Below are 20,469 nucleotides of genomic sequence, written 5' to 3' on the forward strand. Positions count from 1 at the left end.
CGTTACTCCTGGATGACGTCAGCGCCTTCCGGGATCTTGAACTGGAACTTGCTCGCCGGGATCGCCTCGTTGGCCTTGACCCCGTTGAACAGGATATTGGTGCGCTGGCCCACGCTGTCGACCAGTTGCATGTCGTTGATCAGACCGCGGCGGAACGACACGCGCAAGGAGTCGAACAGGGTGTCCTTGGTCTTGGGTTTCAAGGTGAAGTCCATGACTTCGCCTTGCTCCTTGGAGGTGATATCGAAGCTCTGGCTGATCTTGGACACATCACCGGACAGCAACAGCGCCGGGGTCTGGTTCAGACGCACGTCGAGCTTCTTGATGGTGGCCTGCTCCAGGTCCGGGTCCCACAGGGTGACCTTCTGCCCGTCGGACACCACCACCTGCTCCTGGGGCGCGTCGGTGTGCCAGTAGAACAGGCCTGGGCGCTTGACGGACATCTCGCCACTGGTCTCCTGCAAACTCGTGCCGCTGGCATCGAGGGTCAGCTGGGAGAAACGGGCCGAGATGGTCTGCGACTTCTCCAGCAACTGGGTCAGGCGTGCAACGTCCTTCTCATCGGCCTGGACCGACACAGCGCCCAAGGCCAGGGCAGAAACCAACAGCATGCGAATCGCGCGCATGGGAATCCTCGTTGAACAGTGAATGGGCCGGGCGCCGCCTTCGGCGTCCGGCAAGGTGATCATCAATCGCGTGGGCCGCCCGGGGCAATCACTTCCCGCGAGCCGTTGCTGTTCATGGGGGTGACCACACCGGCCATCTCCATCGCCTCGATCATCCGCGCGGCGCGGTTGTAGCCGATCTTCAGCTTGCGCTGCACCGCGGAAATGGACGCCCGACGGCTTTCCAGCACGAACTGCACGGCTTCGTCGTACAGCGCATCGGCTTCCGGATCATCGCCATCGCCGCCACCGCCACCGCCGCCCTCGAAGCCGCTGCCGGCTTCCTCGACACCGTTGAGGATGTCGTCGTTGTAGTCCGGCGCGCCACGCAGCTTCCAGGCTTCGACGACTCGGTGCACCTCGTCGTCGGAGACGAACGCGCCATGTACACGGATCGGCAGGCTGGTGCCTGGCGGCATGTAGAGCATGTCACCGTGACCGAGCAACTGCTCGGCGCCACCCTGGTCGATGATGGTCCTGGAGTCGATCTTGCTGGACACCTGGAACGCCATCCGGGTCGGAATGTTGGCCTTGATCAGGCCGGTGATCACATCCACCGACGGACGCTGGGTGGCAAGAATCAGGTGAATACCGGCGGCCCGCGCTTTCTGGGCGATACGGGCGATCAGCTCTTCGACCTTCTTGCCGACGATCATCATCATGTCGGCGAATTCGTCGACGATCACCACGATGGTCGGCAGCGTCTTCAGCGCAGGCGGCTCGTCGTCCATGCTCTCGCGGCGGTACAGCGGGTCGTGGATGACCTCGCCGGCCTCCTGGGCGTCCTTGATCTTGCGGTTGAAGCCCGCCAGGTTCCGCACGCCCATGGCGGCCATCAGTTTGTAGCGACGCTCCATCTCGGCCACGCTCCAACGCAGTGCGTTGGCGGCGTCCTTCATGTCGGTGACCACCGGGCAGAGCAGGTGCGGAATACCCTCGTAGATCGACAGTTCGAGCATCTTCGGGTCGATCATGATCAAGCGTGCGTCTTCAGGGCTCGATTTGAACAGGATCGACAGGATCATGGCGTTGACGCCCACCGACTTACCGGAACCGGTGGTACCGGCCACCAGCAGGTGCGGCATCTTGGCAAGGTCGGTGATCACCGGCTTGCCACCGATGTCATGGCCCAGGGCCAGGGTGACCGGCGATTTCTGCTCGTCGTACTGTGGCGTGGACAGCACCTCGGAGAAGCGCACCATCTGCCGGTTTTCGTTGGGAATCTCGATACCCACGGTGGTCTTGCCCGGGATGACTTCAACCACACGCACGCTGGTCACCGCCAGCGAACGCGCCAAGTCCTTGGCCAGGTTGGCGATGCGGCTGACCTTCACGCCGGCGGCCGGCTGGATCTCGTAACGCGTGATCACCGGACCCGGATGGATCGAGTCCACCGTAACTTCGACGCCGAATTCCTTGAGCTTGATTTCCAGCAACTGGCCAACACCGGCGAGGGATTCTGGCGAGTACTCGATCTTCTTCTGCTCGGCCGGGTCGAGAATGGAAATGGACGGCAAGGTACCTTCCACGGCGCTGTCGACGAACAGCGGCGCCTGCTTCTCCTTCATCACCCGCTTGCTCGGCTCAGGCGCCTTGACCGGGGTTGGCGGCATGATCACAGGCGCGACCGGTTGCTCGCGTGGCACCACAGGTTCGCGCGGCACCACCGGCCTGGCGGGCGTTTCGTCGCGCTCGCTGACACGCTCGCGCGGCTGCGGCTTGATCGGCTCGCGCTTTTCGGCGGTCATCGGCGCCACGTCGAGGATCGGCTCATCCACCTCGCGCAGTTGCGCCACCAGACGCTTGCGCTCGTTGCGCGCTTCCCACCAACGGTTTGCCGCGCTCTGCACCAGTTCGAACAGATCGAGCGTGATCTTGCCGGTGATGTCCATCACCTTGAACCAGGACAGGTCGGTGAAGACCGTCAGACCGAACAGGAACAGGGCGATGAACATCAAGGTGCTGCCCTGCACGTTCAGCAGGTTGCGCGCCAGATCGCCCAGGCTCTCGCCCAAGGCACCACCGGCGGAGAACGGCATGCTCGCCGGTGGATGGAAATGGATATGCGCCAGCGCCGCGCCCGACAGCACCAGGAATACCAACCCGATCAGCCGCCAGGAAAACAGCCAGCCGCTCCACTGCCAGGGCTGGTGACGCTCGCGGAAAATCTGCCAGGTCTTGATCGCCAGCAGCAACGGGAAGATATAGGCGAAGTAGCCCAGCACCATGAACAGGATATCGGCGAAATAGGCACCGGCGCGGCCAGCGGCGTTCTGCACCTGTTCGGCATTGCTGGTGTGGCTGAAGCCTGGGTCAGACGTGTCGTAGGTCAGCAGTGCCATCCACAGGTACAGGCACAGGGCGCCGACAGCAATCAGCGCACCTTCCTTGAGGCGGTAATGCAGCTGCTGCCGCCACAGAGGCACGGGCAAAGGGGGCGGGGTTGCGGTGGATTTCTTCAAAACGCGTCTATTCCTGCGCTTGCTGCGCGTCCAGTAGTGATCGACCCGGTGTCCGGTCAATGAACCACTACTTTTAACATTACTGCCCGCCAGCCGCCATGGCGGCACGCCAGATGAGGCTGGAGCGGCGCGGATTTCCTATGGGTGCAATTTGAGCATGCATTTTCTTTCGTGACAAAGGCTTATGCTGTGTTTTTGCACAGGTATGACAGCAAATGTGCCGGATGGTGCCGATGGACGCCTGAATGTGTAGGAAATTAACTCGCAAAGGGCCAGCCCTGCGCCCGTGAAAGCGGGGTGTCCGCGAAAGAGGACGTGAAGCAACCCTCTCGGCGCGCCACCCACTGACACCACAAGGCCACACATTGACCTCAAACCAGCAGCGCGCCATGCTGGTTGCCCTCCCCTCCCCCACCGCCGAAAGACCATGCTCACCTGGCTGACCCGCGACTCGTTGAACTTCCCGCCCCTGGAAAAAGCCCTGCACGACCCCAACGGCCTGCTGGCCGCGGGCGGCGACTTGACGCCGGAGCGCTTGGTGCAGGCTTATCGCCACGGCTGCTTCCCGTGGTACCAGGATGGCCAACCGATCCTCTGGTGGTCACCGGACCCTCGCACCGTGCTTTTCCCGGACGAGCTGCACGTATCGCGCTCATTGGCCAAGTTCATCCGCCAGGACCATTACCAGGTCAGCTTCGACACCGACTTCCCTGCCGTCATTGCTGCCTGTGCCGCACCACGCGACTATGCCGACGGCACCTGGATCACCGACAACATGCAAGCGGCCTATTGCGAATTGCACCGACGTGGCATCGCTCACTCGGTCGAGGTGCGCTGCGACGGTGAATTGGTGGGCGGGCTGTATGGCCTGGCCATGGGCCGACTGTTTTTCGGCGAGTCGATGTTCAGCCGCGCCGACAATGCCTCCAAGGTCGGCTTCGTAGCCCTGGTCGAACACCTGAAAGCCGCCGGATTCGTGCTGATCGACTGCCAGATGCCAACCAACCACCTGCACAGCCTCGGCGCCCGCGCCATTAGCCGGGCCCGCTTTGCAGAGCACCTGGAACGCTATCTCGACACCCCAAGCACGGCGACCTGGGCTCGCTAGGCGAGTTCTGCCAGCTGGCTTACACTTAAGTCAAAGTCTTACCGAGGGGTTGATCATGACAGAGCTGGCGCGGTTGAAGTTCTATGCCACTCAACCCCACTCCTGCAGCTATCTGCCAGAGGAGCAGGCCACTACGCTGTTCCTGGATCCCAGCCAACCGATGGACGTGCATGTGTATGCCGACCTGTCGGAAATGGGCTTTCGCCGCAGTGGCGATCACCTGTACCGCCCTCATTGCCAGAACTGCAACGCATGCGTGCCCGCGCGCATTCCGGCTGCACGCTTCATCCCAAACCGCCAGCAACGGCGCATCCTCAAACGCAACGCCGATCTGACCGTCACCGCCGCCCGCCCGGCGTTTCGCGAAGAATATTTCGACCTGTACCGCCGCTACATCGAGCAACGCCATGCCGATGGCGACATGTACCCACCCAGCCGTGACCAGTTCTCCACCTTCCTGGTGCGCGACCTGCCGTTCTGCTGGTTCTATGAGTTCCGCCTGGAAGGCAAACTGATGGCAGTGGCCGTGAGCGATCTGTTGCCCAACGGCCTGTCGGCGGTCTACACCTTCTATGAGCCCGAACAAGAGCGCCGCAGCCTGGGGCGCTATGCCATCCTCTGGCAGATCACCGAAGCCCTGCGCCAAAACCTCGACGCGGTCTACCTCGGCTACTGGATCAAGAACTGCAAGAAAATGAACTACAAGACCCAGTACCGGCCTATTGAACTGCTGATCAACCAGCGCTGGGTTACCCTCAATTGAAAGCATTGGCTTGAAACACAGTTTTCGGGCATAATCCACGCCACTTTTTTGCCCGGTGCAGTTGCGTATCGGGCCATTCACTGGATACCGAGGGCTTTACTGCATGTCGAAAGAAGACAGCTTCGAAATGGAAGGTACTGTCGTCGACACCCTGCCCAACACCATGTTCCGCGTGGAGTTGGAAAACGGGCACGTCGTAACCGCGCACATCTCCGGAAAGATGCGCAAGAACTACATCCGCATTCTCACTGGCGACAAGGTCCGCGTCGAACTGACGCCGTATGACCTGAGCAAGGGCCGCATCACCTACCGCGCCCGCTGAGTCTCAGCCAATAAAAAAGCCCGGCCAATGTGCCGGGCTTTTTTGTGCTCGCTCGAAAGCAGAGGGGCGCTGCTTGCAGTCTTTCGCGACAGAGCTCCTTCAGGAGAAGCCCTTGTGTCGCAAAAGAGGCTGCGAGCAGCCCCGACCTCATGCAACCTCAGCCGTGGTCTCGAAGTCGAACACCAGCTCGCCATCACGCAGGTCGACATGCACCACACCACCATGCTCGGACAGCTCGCCGAACAGGATCTCTTCGGCCAGCGGCCGCTTGATCTTGTCCTGGATGAGCCGCGCCATCGGCCGCGCGCCCATCTGCACGTCATAACCAGAAGCCGCCAGCCAACCGCGGGCATCATCACTGACTTCCAGCAGCACGCGCTTGTCTTCCAGCTGCGCCTGCAGCTCGATGAGGAACTTGTCGACGATGCTCTTGATGGTTTCGTGGCTCAGGCGGCCGAACTGGATGATGGTGTCCAGACGGTTGCGGAACTCCGGCGTGAAGCTCTTGCGAATCACCTCCATAGCATCAGAAGTGTGGTCCTGCTGAGTGAAGCCGATCGAGGCCCGCGCAGCAGTTTCGGCGCCGGCGTTGGTGGTCATGATCAGGATCACGTTGCGGAAGTCCGCCTTGCGCCCGTTGTTGTCGGTCAGGGTCCCGTGATCCATCACCTGCAGCAGCAGGTTGAAGACCTCCGGGTGGGCCTTCTCGATCTCATCGAGCAAGAGCACACAATGCGGCTGTTTGGTGATCGCCTCGGTTAGCAGGCCACCCTGGTCGAACCCGACATAGCCTGGAGGCGCACCGATCAGGCGCGATACGGTATGCCGCTCCATGTACTCGGACATGTCGAAGCGCACCAGCTCCACCCCAAGCGCCTTGGCCAGCTGACGGGCCGCCTCGGTCTTGCCCACACCGGTAGGACCTGCGAACAGGAATGAGCCGACCGGCTTGTCCGGCGACTTGAGCCCGGCACGGGACAGCTTGATGGCGGTGGCCAGCGAATCGATGGCGGCATCCTGACCGAACACGGTGAGCTTGAGATCGCGCTCAAGGTTGCGCAGCAGCTCCTTGTCGGAGCTGGTGACATGCTTGGGCGGGATCCGCGCGATCTTGGCGACGATGTCCTCGACCTGAGGCACATCGATGCGCTTGACGCGACTGCCTTCTGGCTGCAGGCGCTGATAGGCACCCGCCTCGTCGATCACGTCGATGGCCTTGTCCGGCATGTGCCTGTCATTGATATAACGCGCAGCGAGTTCGGCGGCGGCGCGCAAGGCTTCATCGCTGTACTCGATGTTGTGATGACTCTCGAAACGACCCTTCAGGCCCCGCAGGATACCCACGGTATCTTCGACCGACGGCTCGGTGACGTCGACCTTCTGGAAGCGCCGCGCCAGGGCGCGATCCTTCTCGAAGATGCCACGGAACTCCTGGAAGGTGGTCGAGCCGATGCAGCGGATGTCGCCCGACGACAGCAGCGGCTTGAGCAGGTTGGAGGCATCCATCACGCCACCCGATGCAGCACCTGCACCGATGATGGTATGGATCTCGTCGATGAACAGAATGGCCTGTGGACGCTTGCGCAGCTCGCCGAGCAACGCCTTGAAACGCTTCTCGAAGTCGCCACGGTACTTGGTACCGGCCAGCAGTGCGCCAAGGTCCAGGGAATACACCACGCTCTGGGCCAGCAGGTCCGGCACCTGGCCGTCGACGATGCGCTTGGCCAGACCTTCGGCGATGGCGGTCTTGCCCACGCCGGCCTCGCCGACCAGCAGCGGGTTGTTCTTGCGCCGACGCGCAAGAATCTGCGCCACGCGCTCGACTTCCTGCTCACGACCCACCAGCGGATCGATGCGGCCCAGACGGGCCAGTTCGTTCAGGTTGCTGGCATAGGCATCCAGTGGATTGCTCGAGGAAGTGGATTCGCCGCCCTCCTCGTCCTGCATGTCCTGATCGTTTTCGCTGTGCGAACCGTGGCCCGGCACCTTCGAGATGCCATGGGCGATGTAGTTGACCACGTCGATGCGTGCCACGCTCTGCTGCTTGAGCAGAAACACGGCCTGGCTTTCCTGCTCGCTGAAGATCGCCACCAGCACGTTGGCGCCAGTGACTTCGCGCTTGCCGGAGCTCTGTACATGGAACACGGCACGCTGCAGTACGCGCTGGAAGCCCAGGGTCGGCTGGGTCTCGCGGTCCTCGTCATGGACAGGAATCAGCGGCGTGGTGGAGTCGATGAACTCTTGCAGGTCGTGCTTGAGCTTGTCGAGATTGGCGCCACAGGCGCGCAGAACGGTCGCGGCGGCCTCATTGTCAAGGAGTGCAAGCAGCAGGTGCTCGACGGTCATGAACTCATGACGCTTCGAACGAGCCTCCTTGAAGGCCAGATTGAGGGTGACTTCGAGCTCGCGGTTTAACATAGCTTCACCTCATACCCAAGTGGTCGGCGATTAACCGTCCTTCTCGATTTCACAGAGTAGCGGATGCTGGCTTTCCCTGGCGTATTGGTTGACCTGCATGGCCTTTGTCTCGGCGATGTCACGGGTAAACAATCCGCACACTGCCCGCCCTTCGGTATGGACGGTCAGCATGATCTTGGTCGCCAGCTCGCGGTTCAGATTGAAGAACGTCTCGAGCACTTCGACGACGAAATCCATTGGCGTGTAGTCATCGTTGAACAAAACCACCTTGTACATCGGTGGCGCCTGCAGGATCGGCTTGGCTTCCTGTACCGCCAGACCGGAGCCGTCGTCCTCATTAGATTGCGGGCGATCCTGATTGAATGTTAGTCGAATCTGGCTGAGTGGTTGCATGGAAAGAATTTCATCATAACGACAAGTTAAGGTGATGGTTTGACCGCGTAGGCCGCTGCCGGCGCGGGGGCCGTCTGACCTTGACTATCGGCAAAACGGTGTTACAACCAATAAGAACCCACCGTGGTCGATAAAGATCCGCGCAGTCAACCAGATTTTTTCGCATGGTTCGTATGCGGATGACGTGGATGATACTCCAGTGATGGAGTCCTTTGCAGAGGGACATGAGGATGGCGAGCGGTAAAGTCAAGTGGTTCAACAATGCCAAGGGCTATGGATTCGTCAACGAGGAGGGCAAGAGCGAAGATCTGTTCGCCCACTATTCGCATATCCAGATGGACGGCTACAAGACACTCAAGGCTGGCCAGTCCGTGACCTTCGACATCGTCCAGGGACCCAAGGGGCTGCACGCCGTCAACATCTGCGGCGCCGGCGCCACGGCACCGAAAGTCGAAGCCCAGCCGGTCGAGAGCATCGTCCAGGCCTGATCCACCCCTGACCTTCTGCAGGCACATCGGCAACCGGCCACCCCCACGAGGGCTGGCCGGTTTTCATTGCCCTCACATGTGCTTGATCATCTCATCGCCAAATCCGGAACTGCTGACCAGCTTGGCGCCGTCCATCAGGCGCTCGAAGTCGTAGGTGACGGTCTTGGCCGCGATGGCGCCGTTGGTGCCTTTGATGATCAGGTCGGCCGCCTCGGTCCAGCCCATGTGGCGCAGCATCATTTCCGCCGACAGAATCACCGAGCCCGGATTGACCTTGTCCTGTCCGGCATATTTGGGCGCCGTGCCATGGGTCGCCTCGAACATCGCCACGGTGTCGGACAGGTTGGCACCCGGGGCGATACCGATGCCCCCGACCTCGGCCGCCAGGGCATCGGAAAGGTAGTCGCCGTTGAGATTGAGGGTGGCGATCACATCGTACTCGGCCGGACGCAGCAGGATCTGCTGGAGCATGGCGTCGGCAATCGCATCCTTGACCACGATCTGGCGCCCGGTCTTGGGGTTCTTGAAGCTCATCCACGGGCCGCCATCGAGCAGCTCGGCCTTGAATTCGTCCCGCGCCACCTCGTAGCCCCAATCCTTGAAGGCCCCTTCGGTGAATTTCATGATGTTGCCCTTGTGCACCAGGGTCACCGACTCACGGTCGTTGTCCACGGCGTACTGCAGCGCCTTGCGCACCAGGCGCTTGGTACCTTGCTCGGAGACCGGCTTGACGCCGATGCCGCAGTTCTCGTCGAAGCGGATCTTGGTGACGCCCATTTCCTCCTTGAGGAACTTGATCACCTTGTTGGCTTCAGGAGAGCCGGCTTTCCATTCGATGCCGGCATAGATGTCCTCGGAGTTCTCACGGAAGATCACCATGTCGACGTCACCAGGCTTTTTCACAGGGCTCGGCACCCCCTGGAACCACAGCACCGGACGCAGGCATACGTACAGGTCCAACTGCTGGCGCAAGGCTACGTTCAGGGAGCGGATACCCCCACCGACCGGCGTGGTCAGCGGTCCTTTGATCGACACCACATAGTCGCGCACTGCATCGAGGGTTTCCTGGGGCAGCCAGGTGTCCTGGTCGTAGACCTGCGTGGCCTTCTCGCCGGCGTACACCTCCATCCAGGCGATCTTGCGCTTGCCGCCGTAGGCCTTCTGCACGGCAGCATCCACTACCTTGATCATCACCGGCGAGACATCGACACCGATACCGTCGCCCTCGATGTACGGGATGATGGGATTGTCGGGAACGTTGAGCGAATGGTCTGCATTGACGGTGATTTTCGCGCCGTCTGCCGGAACCTTGATTTTCTGGTATCCCATGCTGCACTACTCCGCTTTTCCAGGTGTGATTGGACATCCTGCGATCCAATGAGCCTAAACCAGCTTTCCTGAGCTGCAAGCTTCGCGCTGCAAGTTGCAAGCTGACGGCAGCGACCACTGACATGCCCGCACACACTTTGTGCCGCGCGCAGACGTCGAGGGCTGCGGCATCGCGCCACATTGCCCTTACGCCTTTCGTCTTATAAGCGGCCCGATATCACATAGCCCAAAGGGTTTGGTATACTCCGGCCCTGACCGTAGGGTCATTGGGGCGAACCCTTGGAAAAACGCGGCTCGCCCTCGGCCAAGAATGGCCAAAAAGCCTGGGCTGTTACCGCCGCCCAGCCGTTTGACGCTCGACTGATGCATCCACCATCACCGCTCGCAAGCCTCTCGACCAATTGCCCATGGCGCTGCCAGGGCGTAGCGCCTACCCTGCGCATCTCGAGACTTCGAGCACGCTCAGCAAAACAGAGAGTTAACCCGCATGCCCACCCGTTCCAAGATCATCTATACCTTCACCGACGAAGCTCCCGCCCTCGCCACCTATTCCCTGCTGCCGATCATCGAAGCCTTCACCGCTTCGGCCGACATCGCCGTCGAAACCCGCGACATTTCCCTGGCTGGCCGTATCCTCGCGGCATTCCCGGAGCAACTGGGCGCCGAGAAGCGCGTAGGCGATCACCTGGCGGAGCTGGGCCAACTGGCCACCACCCCGGAAGCCAACATCATCAAGCTGCCGAACATCAGTGCCTCGGTACCGCAGCTCAAGGCCGCGATCAAGGAACTGCAAGGCAAGGGCTTCAACATCCCTGACTACGCTGACGAGCCGAGCACGGCGCAAGAAAAAGAATCCCGCGCCCGCTACGACCGCATCAAAGGCAGCGCCGTGAACCCGGTTCTGCGCGAAGGCAACTCCGACCGCCGCGCCCCGCTGTCGGTCAAGAACTATGCCCGCAAGCACCCGCACAAGATGGGTGCCTGGACTGCCGACTCCAAGTCGCACGTCGCCCACATGACCCAAGGCGACTTCTACGGCAGCGAAAAAGCCGCACTGATCGAAGGCGATGACAGCCTGCGTATCGAGCTGGTCGGCAAAGACGGCACCACCACCGTCCTGAAAGAAAAGACCGCCGTCAAAGCCGCTGAAGTCATCGACTGCGCCGTCATGAGCCGCAAGGCCCTCAAAGCCTTCATCGCCGAACAAATCGCCGATGCCAAGGCATCCGGCGTGCTGCTGTCGGTCCACCTGAAAGCCACCATGATGAAGGTCTCCGACCCGATCATGTTCGGCGTCATCGTCGAAGAGTTCTACAACGACGTGCTGGCCAAGCACGCCGCAGCCCTCGCCGAAGTCGGCTTCAACGCCAACAACGGCATTGGCGACCTGTACGCCCGCATCAAGGACCTGCCAGCTGACAAGCAGACCGAGATCGAAGCCGACATCCAGGCCCTGTACACCGTTCGTCCGGCCCTGGCCATGGTCAACTCCGACAAGGGCATCACCAACCTGCACGTACCGAGCGACGTCATCGTCGACGCCTCGATGCCTGCGATGATCCGCGACTCGGGCAAGATGTGGAACACCGTCGGTGAACTGCAGGACACCAAGGCCGTCATCCCTGACCGTTGCTACGCCGGCATCTACCAGGCCGTGATCGAGGACTGCAAGGCCAATGGCGCCTTCGACCCGACCACCATGGGCAGCGTGCCGAACGTCGGCCTGATGGCTCAGAAAGCCGAAGAGTACGGCTCCCACGACAAGACCTTCCAGATCCAGGCCGACGGCGTCGTGCGCGTGGTCGATGGCAAGGGCAAGGTGCTGCTGGAGCAGAGCGTCGAAGCCGGCGACATCTTCCGCATGTGCCAGACCAAGGACGCACCGATCCAGGACTGGGTCAAGCTGGCCGTCAACCGCGCCCGCCTGAGCAACACCCCGGCGGTGTTCTGGCTGGACCCTGCCCGCGCCCACGACGGCGTGATGATCGAGAAGGTCCAGAAGTACCTGAAGGACCACGACACCAGCGGCCTGGACATCCGTATCCTGGCACCGGTCGATGCCATCAAGTTCTCCCTGGCCCGCATCCGCGAAGGCAAGGACACCATCTCGGTGACCGGCAACGTCCTGCGCGACTACCTGACCGACCTGTTCCCGATCATGGAACTGGGCACCAGCGCCAAAATGCTGTCGATCGTCCCGCTGATGAATGGCGGTGGCCTGTTCGAAACCGGCGCCGGCGGTTCGGCTCCCAAGCACGTGCAGCAGCTGGTCGAAGAGAACTTCCTGCGTTGGGATTCGCTGGGTGAATTCCTGGCCCTGGCCGCCTCCCTGGAGCACCTGGGCAACACCTACGACAACCCACGTGCCAAAGTCCTGGCCAACACCCTGGACCAGGCCACCGGCAAGTTCCTCGACACCAACAAGTCGCCATCGCGCAAAGTCGGCGGTATCGACAACCGCGGCAGCCACTTCTACCTGACCCTGTACTGGGCCGAGGCTCTGGCTGCCCAGACCGACGACACCGCCCTGCAGGCGCGCTTCGCACCGCTGGCCAAGACCCTGGCCGAGAACGAAGCGACCATCGTTGCCGAACTGGCTGCCGTTCAGGGCAAGCCGGCCGACATCGGTGGTTACTACGCACCGGATGCCGAGCTGACCGCCAAGGTCATGCGCCCAAGCCAGACCCTCAACAGCGCCATTGCCGCACTGTAAGGTTCTGAAGTAACACCACAAACCCCGGCCACGCACCGGGGTTTGTGCTTTCTGGATATTGTTGCCGGCGGCCAACGCCCCCTACAGGAGCGGGTTTACCCGCGAATGCGCCCTTGGGTCACCATCGCATACGCGGGTAAACCCGCGCCTACAGGGTCCGCGCCGCCCCTTACGGAGCTGCTCATGACCTGGCACCCCCACATCACCGTCGCTACCATCGTCGAACACGAGGGCAAGTTCCTCTTCGTCGAAGAGTTCAAGGCCGGCCAACACGTCTTCAACCAACCCGCCGGGCACCTTGAGCCCAATGAGACCCTGACCCAGGCCGCCCTGCGCGAAACCCTGGAGGAAACCGCCTGGGAGGTCGAACTCACCGGCGTGGTCGGCATCTACCTCTATACCGCCCCCAGCAATGGCGTTACCTACCAGCGCATCTGTTTCGCCGCGCGCCCCGTGCACCACCACGCCGACCACCCCCTGGACAGCGATATCGTCCGCGCCGTCTGGCTGACCCGCGAGCAACTGCTGGCCGACCCCGCACGCTGGCGTAGCGAGCTGGTACCGCGCTGCATCGACGATTACCTGGCCGGCCCACTGCACAGCCTCGCCTTGCTGCGCGACTGACGTCCGGCCCTTGGCCTGATAGAATCGGAATTTTTCCCCCAGATACACACCGGTAGCCATGACCAGCCCAGCACTCAAAGACCCCGCCAAGACCCGCGTTATCGTCGGCATGTCCGGCGGCGTGGACTCTTCCGTCTCCGCCCTTTTGCTCATGGAGCAGGGCTACCAGGTGGAAGGTCTGTTCATGAAGAACTGGGAAGAGGACGACGGCACCGAATACTGCACCGCCCGCGAGGACCTGGCCGACGCCCAGGCCGTGTGCGATCGCATCGGTATCAAGCTGCACACTGCCAATTTCGCAGCCGAATACTGGGACAACGTGTTCGAGCATTTCCTGGAGGAGTACAAGGCCGGGCGTACACCGAACCCGGACATCCTGTGCAACCGCGAGATCAAGTTCAAGGCCTTCCTCGACTATGCCCTGTCCCTGGGCGCCGACCTGATCGCTACCGGCCACTATGTGCGCCGCCGCGACACCGGCGAGCTCACCGAACTGCTCAAGGGGCTGGACCCGAACAAAGACCAGAGCTATTTCCTGCATGCCGTCGGCGGCAAGGAAATCGCCCGCACCCTGTTCCCGGTCGGCGAGCTGGAAAAGCCCGAAGTACGTGCCATTGCCGAGAAACACGGCCTGGCCACGGCCAAGAAAAAGGACTCCACCGGCATCTGCTTCATCGGTGAGCGCCGCTTCAGCGATTTTCTCAAGCAGTACCTCCCCGCCCAGCCGGGCGACATCGAGACCACCGACGGCGAAGTCATCGGGCGTCACCATGGCCTGATGTACCACACCATCGGCCAGCGCCAGGGCCTGGGCATCGGCGGCATGAAGGATGCCGGCGACGAGCCGTGGTACGTGCTGCACAAGGACCTGACTCGCAACGTGCTGGTGGTCGGTCAGGGCAACGAACACCCTTGGCTGTTCTCCCGCGCCCTGCTCGCCTCGGAGATCTTCTGGGTCAACCCGATCGACCTGAGCAGCCCGCGCAGGCTGACCGCCAAGGTGCGCTACCGCCAGAGCGACCAGCAATGCACCCTGGAGCGCACCGAGCATGGCTATCGCGCGGTCTTCGACGAGCCGCAACGCGCTGTCACCCCGGGGCAGTCGGTGGTGTTCTATGACGGCGAGGTATGCCTGGGTGGAGGCGTGATCGAGACCGCCGAGCCTTGGAGCCCCCGCCAATGAATACTCTCCAGGAGCAATTGGTCGCCCTGGGCGGCGTGTTCCAGGCCGCAGTGCTGGTTGACCGCATCGCCCGGACCGGCCAGGCCAGCGAGGCCAACATCGGCTGTATGCTGGGTAGCCTGCTGGTGCGTGACCCCAAGGACACCCTGGAGGTGTTCGGCGGCGATGACCTGAACCTGCGCGACGGCTACCGCGCCCTGGTCGGCGCCCTGGAGCGCGACCCCAGCAGCCTGCAGCGCGAGCCGCTGCGCTATGCCCTGTCGATGCTCGGCCTGGAGCGCCAGCTGGCCAAGCGAGACGACATGCTCGAGACCATCGGCAAGCGCCTGCCCCAGATCCAGGCCCAGGCCGATCATTTCGGCCTGGTTCACGATAATGTCATCGCATCCAGTGGAGCCTTGTACCAGGACACCCTGAGCACCTTGCGCCAGCGCATCCAGGTGCATGGCGACATGCGCTTCCTTCAGCAGGCCGGCAATGCCTCGAAGATCCGCGCCCTGCTGCTCTCCGGCATCCGCGCCGCGCGCCTGTGGCGTCAGCTGGGTGGGCACCGCTGGCAGTTGGTGTTCAGCCGTCGCAAATTGCTCAACGAACTGTACGACATGATGCGAGGGTAAGCTGCTAGTTCTAAGCTGCATGCACCAACCAGAAGCAGCACGTCGGCTTTTACGTGCTGCTTGCAGCTAGAAGCTCGCCGCCTGCCTTTTTCATGTATGATATGCGCCCTTCCAAAAGCCTGACTGTCCGAGAACACCCCATGCAGCTCTCCTCGCTCACTGCGGTTTCCCCTGTAGACGGCCGCTACGCCGGCAAAACCCAGGCCTTGCGCCCCATCTTCAGCGAGTACGGCCTGATCCGTTTCCGCGCCCTGGTCGAGGTGCGCTGGCTCCAGCGTCTGGCCGCTCACCCGCAGATCGGCGAAGTACCGGCGTTCTCCGCCGAAGCCAACGCCTTGCTGGACACCCTGGCCACCGATTTCAAACTCGAGCACGCCGAGCGCGTCAAGGAAATCGAGCGCACCACCAACCACGACGTCAAGGCCATCGAATACCTGCTCAAGGAGCAGGCCGCGACCCTGCCGGAACTGGCCAAGGTCAGCGAGTTCATCCATTTCGCCTGCACCAGCGAGGACATCAACAACCTGTCCCACGCCCTGATGCTGCGCGCCGGTCGTGACGAAGTGCTGCTGCCGCTGATGCGCCAGATCGCCCAGGCCATCCGCGCCCTGGCCCACGCCCACGCCGACGTGCCGATGCTGTCGCGCACCCACGGTCAGCCGGCCTCGCCGACCACCCTGGGCAAAGAGCTGGCCAACGTGGTCTACCGCCTGGAGCGCCAGATTGCCCAGGTCGCCGCCGTGCCGCTGCTGGGCAAGATCAACGGCGCCGTGGGCAACTACAACGCCCACCTGTCGGCCTATTCGCAGATCGACTGGGAAGCCAACGCCCGCGCCTTCATCGAAGACGAACTGGGCCTGCAGTTCAACCCCTACACCACCCAGATCGAGCCGCACGACTACATCGCCGAGCTGTTCGACGCCATCGCCCGCTTCAACACCATCCTCATCGACTTCGACCGCGACGTCTGGGGCTACATCTCCCTGGGCTACTTCAAGCAGAAGACCGTCGCCGGCGAGATCGGCTCCTCGACCATGCCGCACAAGGTCAACCCGATCGACTTCGAGAACTCCGAAGGCAACCTGGGTATCGCCAACGCGCTGTTCCAGCACCTGGCCAGCAAGCTGCCGATCTCCCGCTGGCAGCGTGACCTGACCGACTCCACCGTGCTGCGCAACCTGGGCGTGGGCTTCGCCCACAGCGTCATCGCCTACGAGGCCAGCCTCAAGGGCATCGGCAAGCTGGAAGTGAACGTCGCCCGCATCGCCGAAGACCTGGACGCGTGCTGGGAAGTCCTGGCCGAGCCGATCCAGACCGTCATGCGCCGCTACAACATCGAGAACCCCTACGAGAAGCTCAAGGAGCTCACGCGCGGCAAGGGCATCAGCCCCGAAGCGCTGCAGGCGTTCATCGATGGGCTGGACATGCCCGCTGAAGCCAAGGCCGAGCTCAAGCAGCTGACCCCGGCTACCTACATCGGCAACGCGGCGGCCCAGGCCAAACGCATCTGACCTGCGCCCCGTGATCAACGCCCGGCCTGGCCGGGCGTTTTTATTCCCGGATGAAAATTACGTTTTTTCAATAGGTTGAACATGAATCCTGATACTCCACTGCAGCTGCTGGGCGGCCTGACGGCCCGTGAATTCCTTCGCGACTACTGGCAGAAGAAGCCCCTGCTGGTGCGCCAGGCCTTCCCGGACTTCGAAAGCCCGATCGACCCTGACGAGCTGGCCGGCCTTGCCCTGGAAGAGGAAGTCGAGTCGCGCCTGGTGCTTGAGCATGGCGAGCGCCCGTGGGAGCTGCGCCGCGGCCCCTTCGCCGAGGACACATTCGCCACCCTGCCCGAGCGCGACTGGACACTGCTGGTCCAGGCAGTGGATCAGTTCGTGCCGGAAGTGGCCGAGCTGCTGGAGCATTTCCGCTTCCTGCCGAGCTGGCGTATCGATGACGTGATGGTCAGCTTCGCCGCGCCTGGCGGCAGCGTCGGCCCGCACTTCGACAACTACGACGTGTTCCTGCTCCAGGGCCATGGCAAGCGCAACTGGAAAGTCGGCCAGATGTGCGACAGCGACAGCCCATTGCTGGAGCACACCGACCTGCGCATCCTCGCCGAATTCGAACAGAGCGGCGAATGGACCCTGGAGCCCGGCGACATGCTCTACCTGCCGCCGCGCCTGGCCCACTATGGCGTGGCCGAAGACGACTGCCTGACCTATTCGGTGGGCTTCCGCGCCCCGAGCGCCGCTGAAGTACTGACCCACTTCACCGATTTCCTCAGCCAGTTCCTGCCGGACGAGGAGCGCTACAGCGATGCCGACGCCCAGCCGGCTGCTGACCCGCACCAGATCCAGCACGATGCCCTGGACCGTCTCAAGGCCCTGCTGGCCGAGCACATGGGTGACGAGCGCCTGCTGCTGACCTGGTTCGGCCAGTTCATGACCGAGCCGCGCTATCCGGAACTGGTGTCCGGTGAAGAGCTGAGCGAAGAAGACCTGATCGACAGCCTGGAGCAAGGCGCCATCCTGATCCGCAACCCAAGCGCGCGCATGGCTTGGTCGGAAGTCGACGACAACCTGCTGCTGTTCGCCAGTGGCCAGAGCCGCCTGCTCTCGGGCCATCTGCGTGAGCTGCTCAAGCTAGTCTGTGCCGCCGACGCACTGCACATCGAAAACCTTTCTCAGTGGCTTGAAGACGAAGAAGGTCTGACATTGCTGTGCCAGCTGGTCAAACAAGGAAGCCTGGGATTTGCCAATGAATAAGATCAGCGTTCGCCTCGCCGACTGGCATAAAGACAACGCCGATATCCGCCGCATTCGCGAGGCGGTGTTCGTCGCAGAGCAGCACATTCCACCAGAGCTGGAGTTCGACGCCGAAGACCAGGACGCCCTGCACTTCCTGGCCCTGGAAGGCGACTACCCGATCGGCACCGCACGCCTGCTGCCCGATGGCACCATCGGCCGGATCTCCGTACTCAAGGATTGGCGCGGGCTGAAGGTCGGCGACACCCTGGTGCGCGCAGTGATCGTCGAAGCGCAGAACCGTGACCTCAAGCAGCAGATGCTCAGCGCCCAGGTACACGCCACGCCGTTCTACGAGCGCCTGGGATTCCGCGTGGTCAGCGAGGAATTCCTGGAGGCCGGCATCCCGCACGTGGACATGGTGCGCGACTCCCGCGAACTGGCCTGACCCGCAAATTGGGCTGACTCGACGGACCTATTCGCGGGTAACCCCGCTCCCACAGGGCTCAGCGAAGCACCAGTGGAAGCGGGTTTGCCCGCGAACAGTCAGGAATGACGCTGAAACCCGCCCTGACAAAAAGCTGTATATCCATCCAGACAAAGCTTGCTTCCGCGCCCTGGCTTGCGCATCCTAGCGCCCTCATTTGCGATGAAGCGTTCCCGGCCATGCGCCTGTTCCTCTGCGAAAAACCCTCCCAGGCCAAGGACATCGCCAAAGTCCTCGGCGCCACCCGCAAGGCCGATGGTTGCTGGCAAGGCACCGACGTCTGCGTGACCTGGTGCATCGGCCATTTGCTCGAAACCGCCCCGCCCGACAGCTACGACGAGCGCTACAAGCGCTGGAACCTCGCGGACCTGCCGATCATTCCGGAAAAATGGAAGATGCTGGTCAAGCCCAAGACCGCCAGCCAGTTCAAGGCCGTCAAGCGCCTGCTCGGTGAAGCCCGGGAACTGGTGATCGCCACCGACGCCGACCGCGAAGGCGAGATGATCGCCCGCGAACTGGTGGAGCACTGTCGCTACCGCGGCCCGATCCAGCGCCTGTGGCTCTCGGCCTTGGACGACGCCTCGATCCGCAAGGCCCTGGCCCGCCTACTGCCAGGGCAGGAGACTTTCAGCCTCTACCATTCGGCCCTAGGCCGCTCCCGCGCAGACTGGTTGATCGGCATGAACATGAGCCGCCTGTTCACACTGCTGGGCCGCCAATCCGGCTACCAGGGCGTGCTGCCGGTGGGCCGGGTACAGACGCCGACCCTGCGCCTGGTGGTCGACCGCGACCGCAGCATCGCTGACTTCGTGCCGGTGCCCTACTGGGCTATCGATGTGCAACTCCAGAGCAGCGGCAGCGTCTTCACCGCCCAATGGCGTGCGCCCGAGGATGCCTGTGACGATCAGGTCCGCTGCCTGAACCCGGCACTGGCCCAGCAGGCCGCCGTTGACATGCAGGCCGCCGGCAGCGCCCAGGTGACCAAGGTGGCCACCGAACGCGTGCGTGAAGCGGCGCCCCTGCCGTTCGACCTGGGCACCCTGCAGGAAGTCTGCTCGAAGAAGCTCGGTCTCGGCGCCCAGGAGACCCTGGATATCGCCCAGGCCCTGTACGAAACCCATAAGTTGATCACCTACCCGCGTAGCGACTGCGGCTACCTGCCGCTCAGCCAGCACGGCGAGGCGCCGATGATCCTGGCTGCCCTGCAACGCGCCGATGCGAGCCTTGCGCCTTTGCAAGCGCACCTGGAGCCCCAGCGCCGCTCGCGGGCTTGGAACGATGCCAAGGTCAGCGCCCACCACGGCATCATCCCCACCGCCGCCGCCAGCGACCCTTCGCGCCTACCGCCCAAGCACAAGGCCGTCTACACCTTGATCCGCGCCCGCTACCTGGCGCAGTTCCTGCCCAATCACGAGTTCGATCGCACCCAGGCCGAATTCGACTGCGCCGGCCACGCCCTGCGCGCGGTGGGCAAGCAGATCGTCGAGCCCGGTTGGCGTCGGGCCCTGCCCGAGGCGCTGACCCCGGCCAAAGGCCGCGAAGCGCCACCGCCTCAGGTGTTGCCGACCTTGAACCAAGGCCAGGCCTGCGCCGTGCATGACCTGCAACTCAAGGACCTGTGGACCCAACCGCCCAAACCCTTCACCGAAGGCGATCTGATCAAGGCAATGAAGAACGTCGCCAAGCTGGTGGACGACCCACTGCTCAAGCAGAAGCTCAAGGAAACCACCGGTATCGGCACCGAGGCCACCCGGGCCAGCATCATCCAGGGCCTGCTCGACCGCGGTTACCTGGTCAAGAACGGCAAGGCCCTGTGCGCCACACCGGCTGCCTTCAGCCTGATCGACGCCGTGCCCCGCGCCATCGCCGACCCCGGCACCACCGCTATCTGGGAGCAAGCACTGGACATGGTGCAGAGCGGCGAGATGAGCCTGGAGGAGTTCGTCGCCCGGCAATCGGCCTGGATGGGCAAGCTGGTGCAGCGCTGCAGCGGCATGCGCCTGACCATCAGCGGGCCGCCGGTGCCGGCGGGGAGCAAGGGGGCGCCTTGGAAGAAAAAACGGCGCAGTGGCGGGAAAGGCAAGGCTTCTGGCGACAGCGCCAAAGCTACGGGCAGCAAGCCGAGGCAACCACGGCGCAAAGCTTCGCGTTGATGCGTC

Annotated in this window: 17 protein-coding genes; 12 read left to right on the forward strand and 5 right to left on the reverse strand. The window is 62.8% G+C overall.

Annotated elements, in window-relative coordinates; genetic code table 11:
- Positions 1–2: 2 nt before the first annotated feature.
- Both lolA and ABOA88_RS05300 read right to left on the reverse strand, forming a co-directional pair.
- Complete coding sequence (gene lolA / locus ABOA88_RS05295; protein WP_196168788.1) at positions 3–626, reverse strand: outer membrane lipoprotein chaperone LolA; 624 nt, start codon at positions 624–626, stop codon at positions 3–5.
- Positions 627–688: 62 nt separating this feature from the next.
- Entirely contained in the window at positions 689–3,187 is a 2,499-nt protein-coding gene (locus tag ABOA88_RS05300) for a DNA translocase FtsK (RefSeq protein ID WP_437437077.1), read from the reverse strand.
- 367 nt (positions 3,188–3,554) lie between these two features.
- Here ABOA88_RS05300 and aat point away from each other — a divergent pair, with 367 nt between their 5' ends.
- From aat to infA, 3 genes are all read left to right on the forward strand, one after another.
- Positions 3,555–4,235: a leucyl/phenylalanyl-tRNA--protein transferase gene (gene aat, locus ABOA88_RS05305; RefSeq protein WP_196168790.1), complete on the forward strand. Its 681-nt coding sequence runs from the start codon at positions 3,555–3,557 to the stop codon at positions 4,233–4,235.
- A 55-nt stretch (positions 4,236–4,290) separates the two neighbouring features.
- Entirely contained in the window at positions 4,291–4,998 is a 708-nt protein-coding gene (locus ABOA88_RS05310) for an arginyltransferase (protein ID WP_043212238.1), read from the forward strand.
- A gap of 103 nt (positions 4,999–5,101) precedes the next feature.
- Positions 5,102–5,320, forward strand: coding sequence for a translation initiation factor IF-1 (gene infA, locus ABOA88_RS05315; protein WP_002553999.1), 219 nt, complete (start codon positions 5,102–5,104; stop codon positions 5,318–5,320).
- A gap of 147 nt (positions 5,321–5,467) precedes the next feature.
- Here infA and clpA read toward each other — a convergent pair whose 3' ends face one another.
- Both clpA and clpS read right to left on the reverse strand, forming a co-directional pair.
- The gene (clpA, locus tag ABOA88_RS05320) at positions 5,468–7,738 is read right to left on the reverse strand and encodes an ATP-dependent Clp protease ATP-binding subunit ClpA (protein ID WP_196168791.1); all 2,271 of its coding nucleotides are present in this window, start codon (positions 7,736–7,738) and stop codon (positions 5,468–5,470) included.
- Between the two features lie 30 nt (positions 7,739–7,768).
- On the reverse strand, positions 7,769–8,131 hold the full coding sequence (gene clpS, locus ABOA88_RS05325) for an ATP-dependent Clp protease adapter ClpS (protein WP_043212233.1): 363 nt from the start codon (positions 8,129–8,131) through the stop codon (positions 7,769–7,771).
- A gap of 230 nt (positions 8,132–8,361) precedes the next feature.
- Between clpS and cspD the strand changes: the two genes are divergently transcribed.
- Entirely contained in the window at positions 8,362–8,619 is a 258-nt protein-coding gene (gene cspD / locus ABOA88_RS05330) for a cold shock domain-containing protein CspD (RefSeq protein WP_196168792.1), read from the forward strand.
- 72 nt (positions 8,620–8,691) lie between these two features.
- Here the strand turns inward: cspD and icd are convergent, their stop codons facing one another.
- Positions 8,692–9,948: an NADP-dependent isocitrate dehydrogenase gene (gene icd / locus ABOA88_RS05335; protein ID WP_196168793.1), complete on the reverse strand. Its 1,257-nt coding sequence runs from the start codon at positions 9,946–9,948 to the stop codon at positions 8,692–8,694.
- 487 nt (positions 9,949–10,435) lie between these two features.
- Here icd and ABOA88_RS05340 point away from each other — a divergent pair, with 487 nt between their 5' ends.
- The 8 genes from ABOA88_RS05340 to ABOA88_RS05375 all read left to right on the forward strand — a co-directional run bounded on the left by ABOA88_RS05340 (position 10,436) and on the right by ABOA88_RS05375 (position 20,463).
- On the forward strand, positions 10,436–12,661 hold the full coding sequence (locus tag ABOA88_RS05340) for an NADP-dependent isocitrate dehydrogenase (RefSeq protein WP_196168794.1): 2,226 nt from the start codon (positions 10,436–10,438) through the stop codon (positions 12,659–12,661).
- A gap of 183 nt (positions 12,662–12,844) precedes the next feature.
- Positions 12,845–13,285, forward strand: coding sequence for an NUDIX hydrolase (locus ABOA88_RS05345; protein WP_196168795.1), 441 nt, complete (start codon positions 12,845–12,847; stop codon positions 13,283–13,285).
- Positions 13,286–13,343: 58 nt separating this feature from the next.
- Positions 13,344–14,468, forward strand: a complete 1,125-nt coding sequence (gene mnmA / locus ABOA88_RS05350; protein ID WP_196168796.1) for a tRNA 2-thiouridine(34) synthase MnmA — start codon at positions 13,344–13,346, stop codon at positions 14,466–14,468.
- Entirely contained in the window at positions 14,465–15,085 is a 621-nt protein-coding gene (gene hflD, locus ABOA88_RS05355; protein ID WP_043212222.1) for a high frequency lysogenization protein HflD, read from the forward strand. The genes mnmA and hflD overlap by 4 nt, the downstream gene beginning before the upstream one ends.
- A 140-nt stretch (positions 15,086–15,225) precedes the next feature.
- The gene (gene purB / locus ABOA88_RS05360) at positions 15,226–16,596 is read left to right on the forward strand and encodes an adenylosuccinate lyase (RefSeq protein ID WP_043212220.1); all 1,371 of its coding nucleotides are present in this window, start codon (positions 15,226–15,228) and stop codon (positions 16,594–16,596) included.
- Positions 16,597–16,677: 81 nt separating this feature from the next.
- Positions 16,678–17,844 carry a ribosomal protein uL16 3-hydroxylase gene (locus ABOA88_RS05365; RefSeq protein WP_196168797.1) on the forward strand — a complete coding sequence of 389 codons (1,167 nt, stop codon included), beginning with the start codon at positions 16,678–16,680 and terminating at the stop codon, positions 17,842–17,844.
- Positions 17,837–18,271, forward strand: a complete 435-nt coding sequence (locus ABOA88_RS05370; protein ID WP_196164039.1) for a GNAT family N-acetyltransferase — start codon at positions 17,837–17,839, stop codon at positions 18,269–18,271. Before ABOA88_RS05365 ends, ABOA88_RS05370 begins: the two co-directional genes overlap by 8 nt.
- Positions 18,272–18,489: 218 nt before the next feature.
- Positions 18,490–20,463: a DNA topoisomerase III gene (locus ABOA88_RS05375; protein ID WP_196168798.1), complete on the forward strand. Its 1,974-nt coding sequence runs from the start codon at positions 18,490–18,492 to the stop codon at positions 20,461–20,463.
- Positions 20,464–20,469 lie beyond the last annotated feature (6 nt).

The organism is Pseudomonas sp. PKS (assembly GCF_051913525.1).
Classification (GTDB): domain Bacteria; phylum Pseudomonadota; class Gammaproteobacteria; order Pseudomonadales; family Pseudomonadaceae; genus Aquipseudomonas; species Aquipseudomonas guariconensis_D.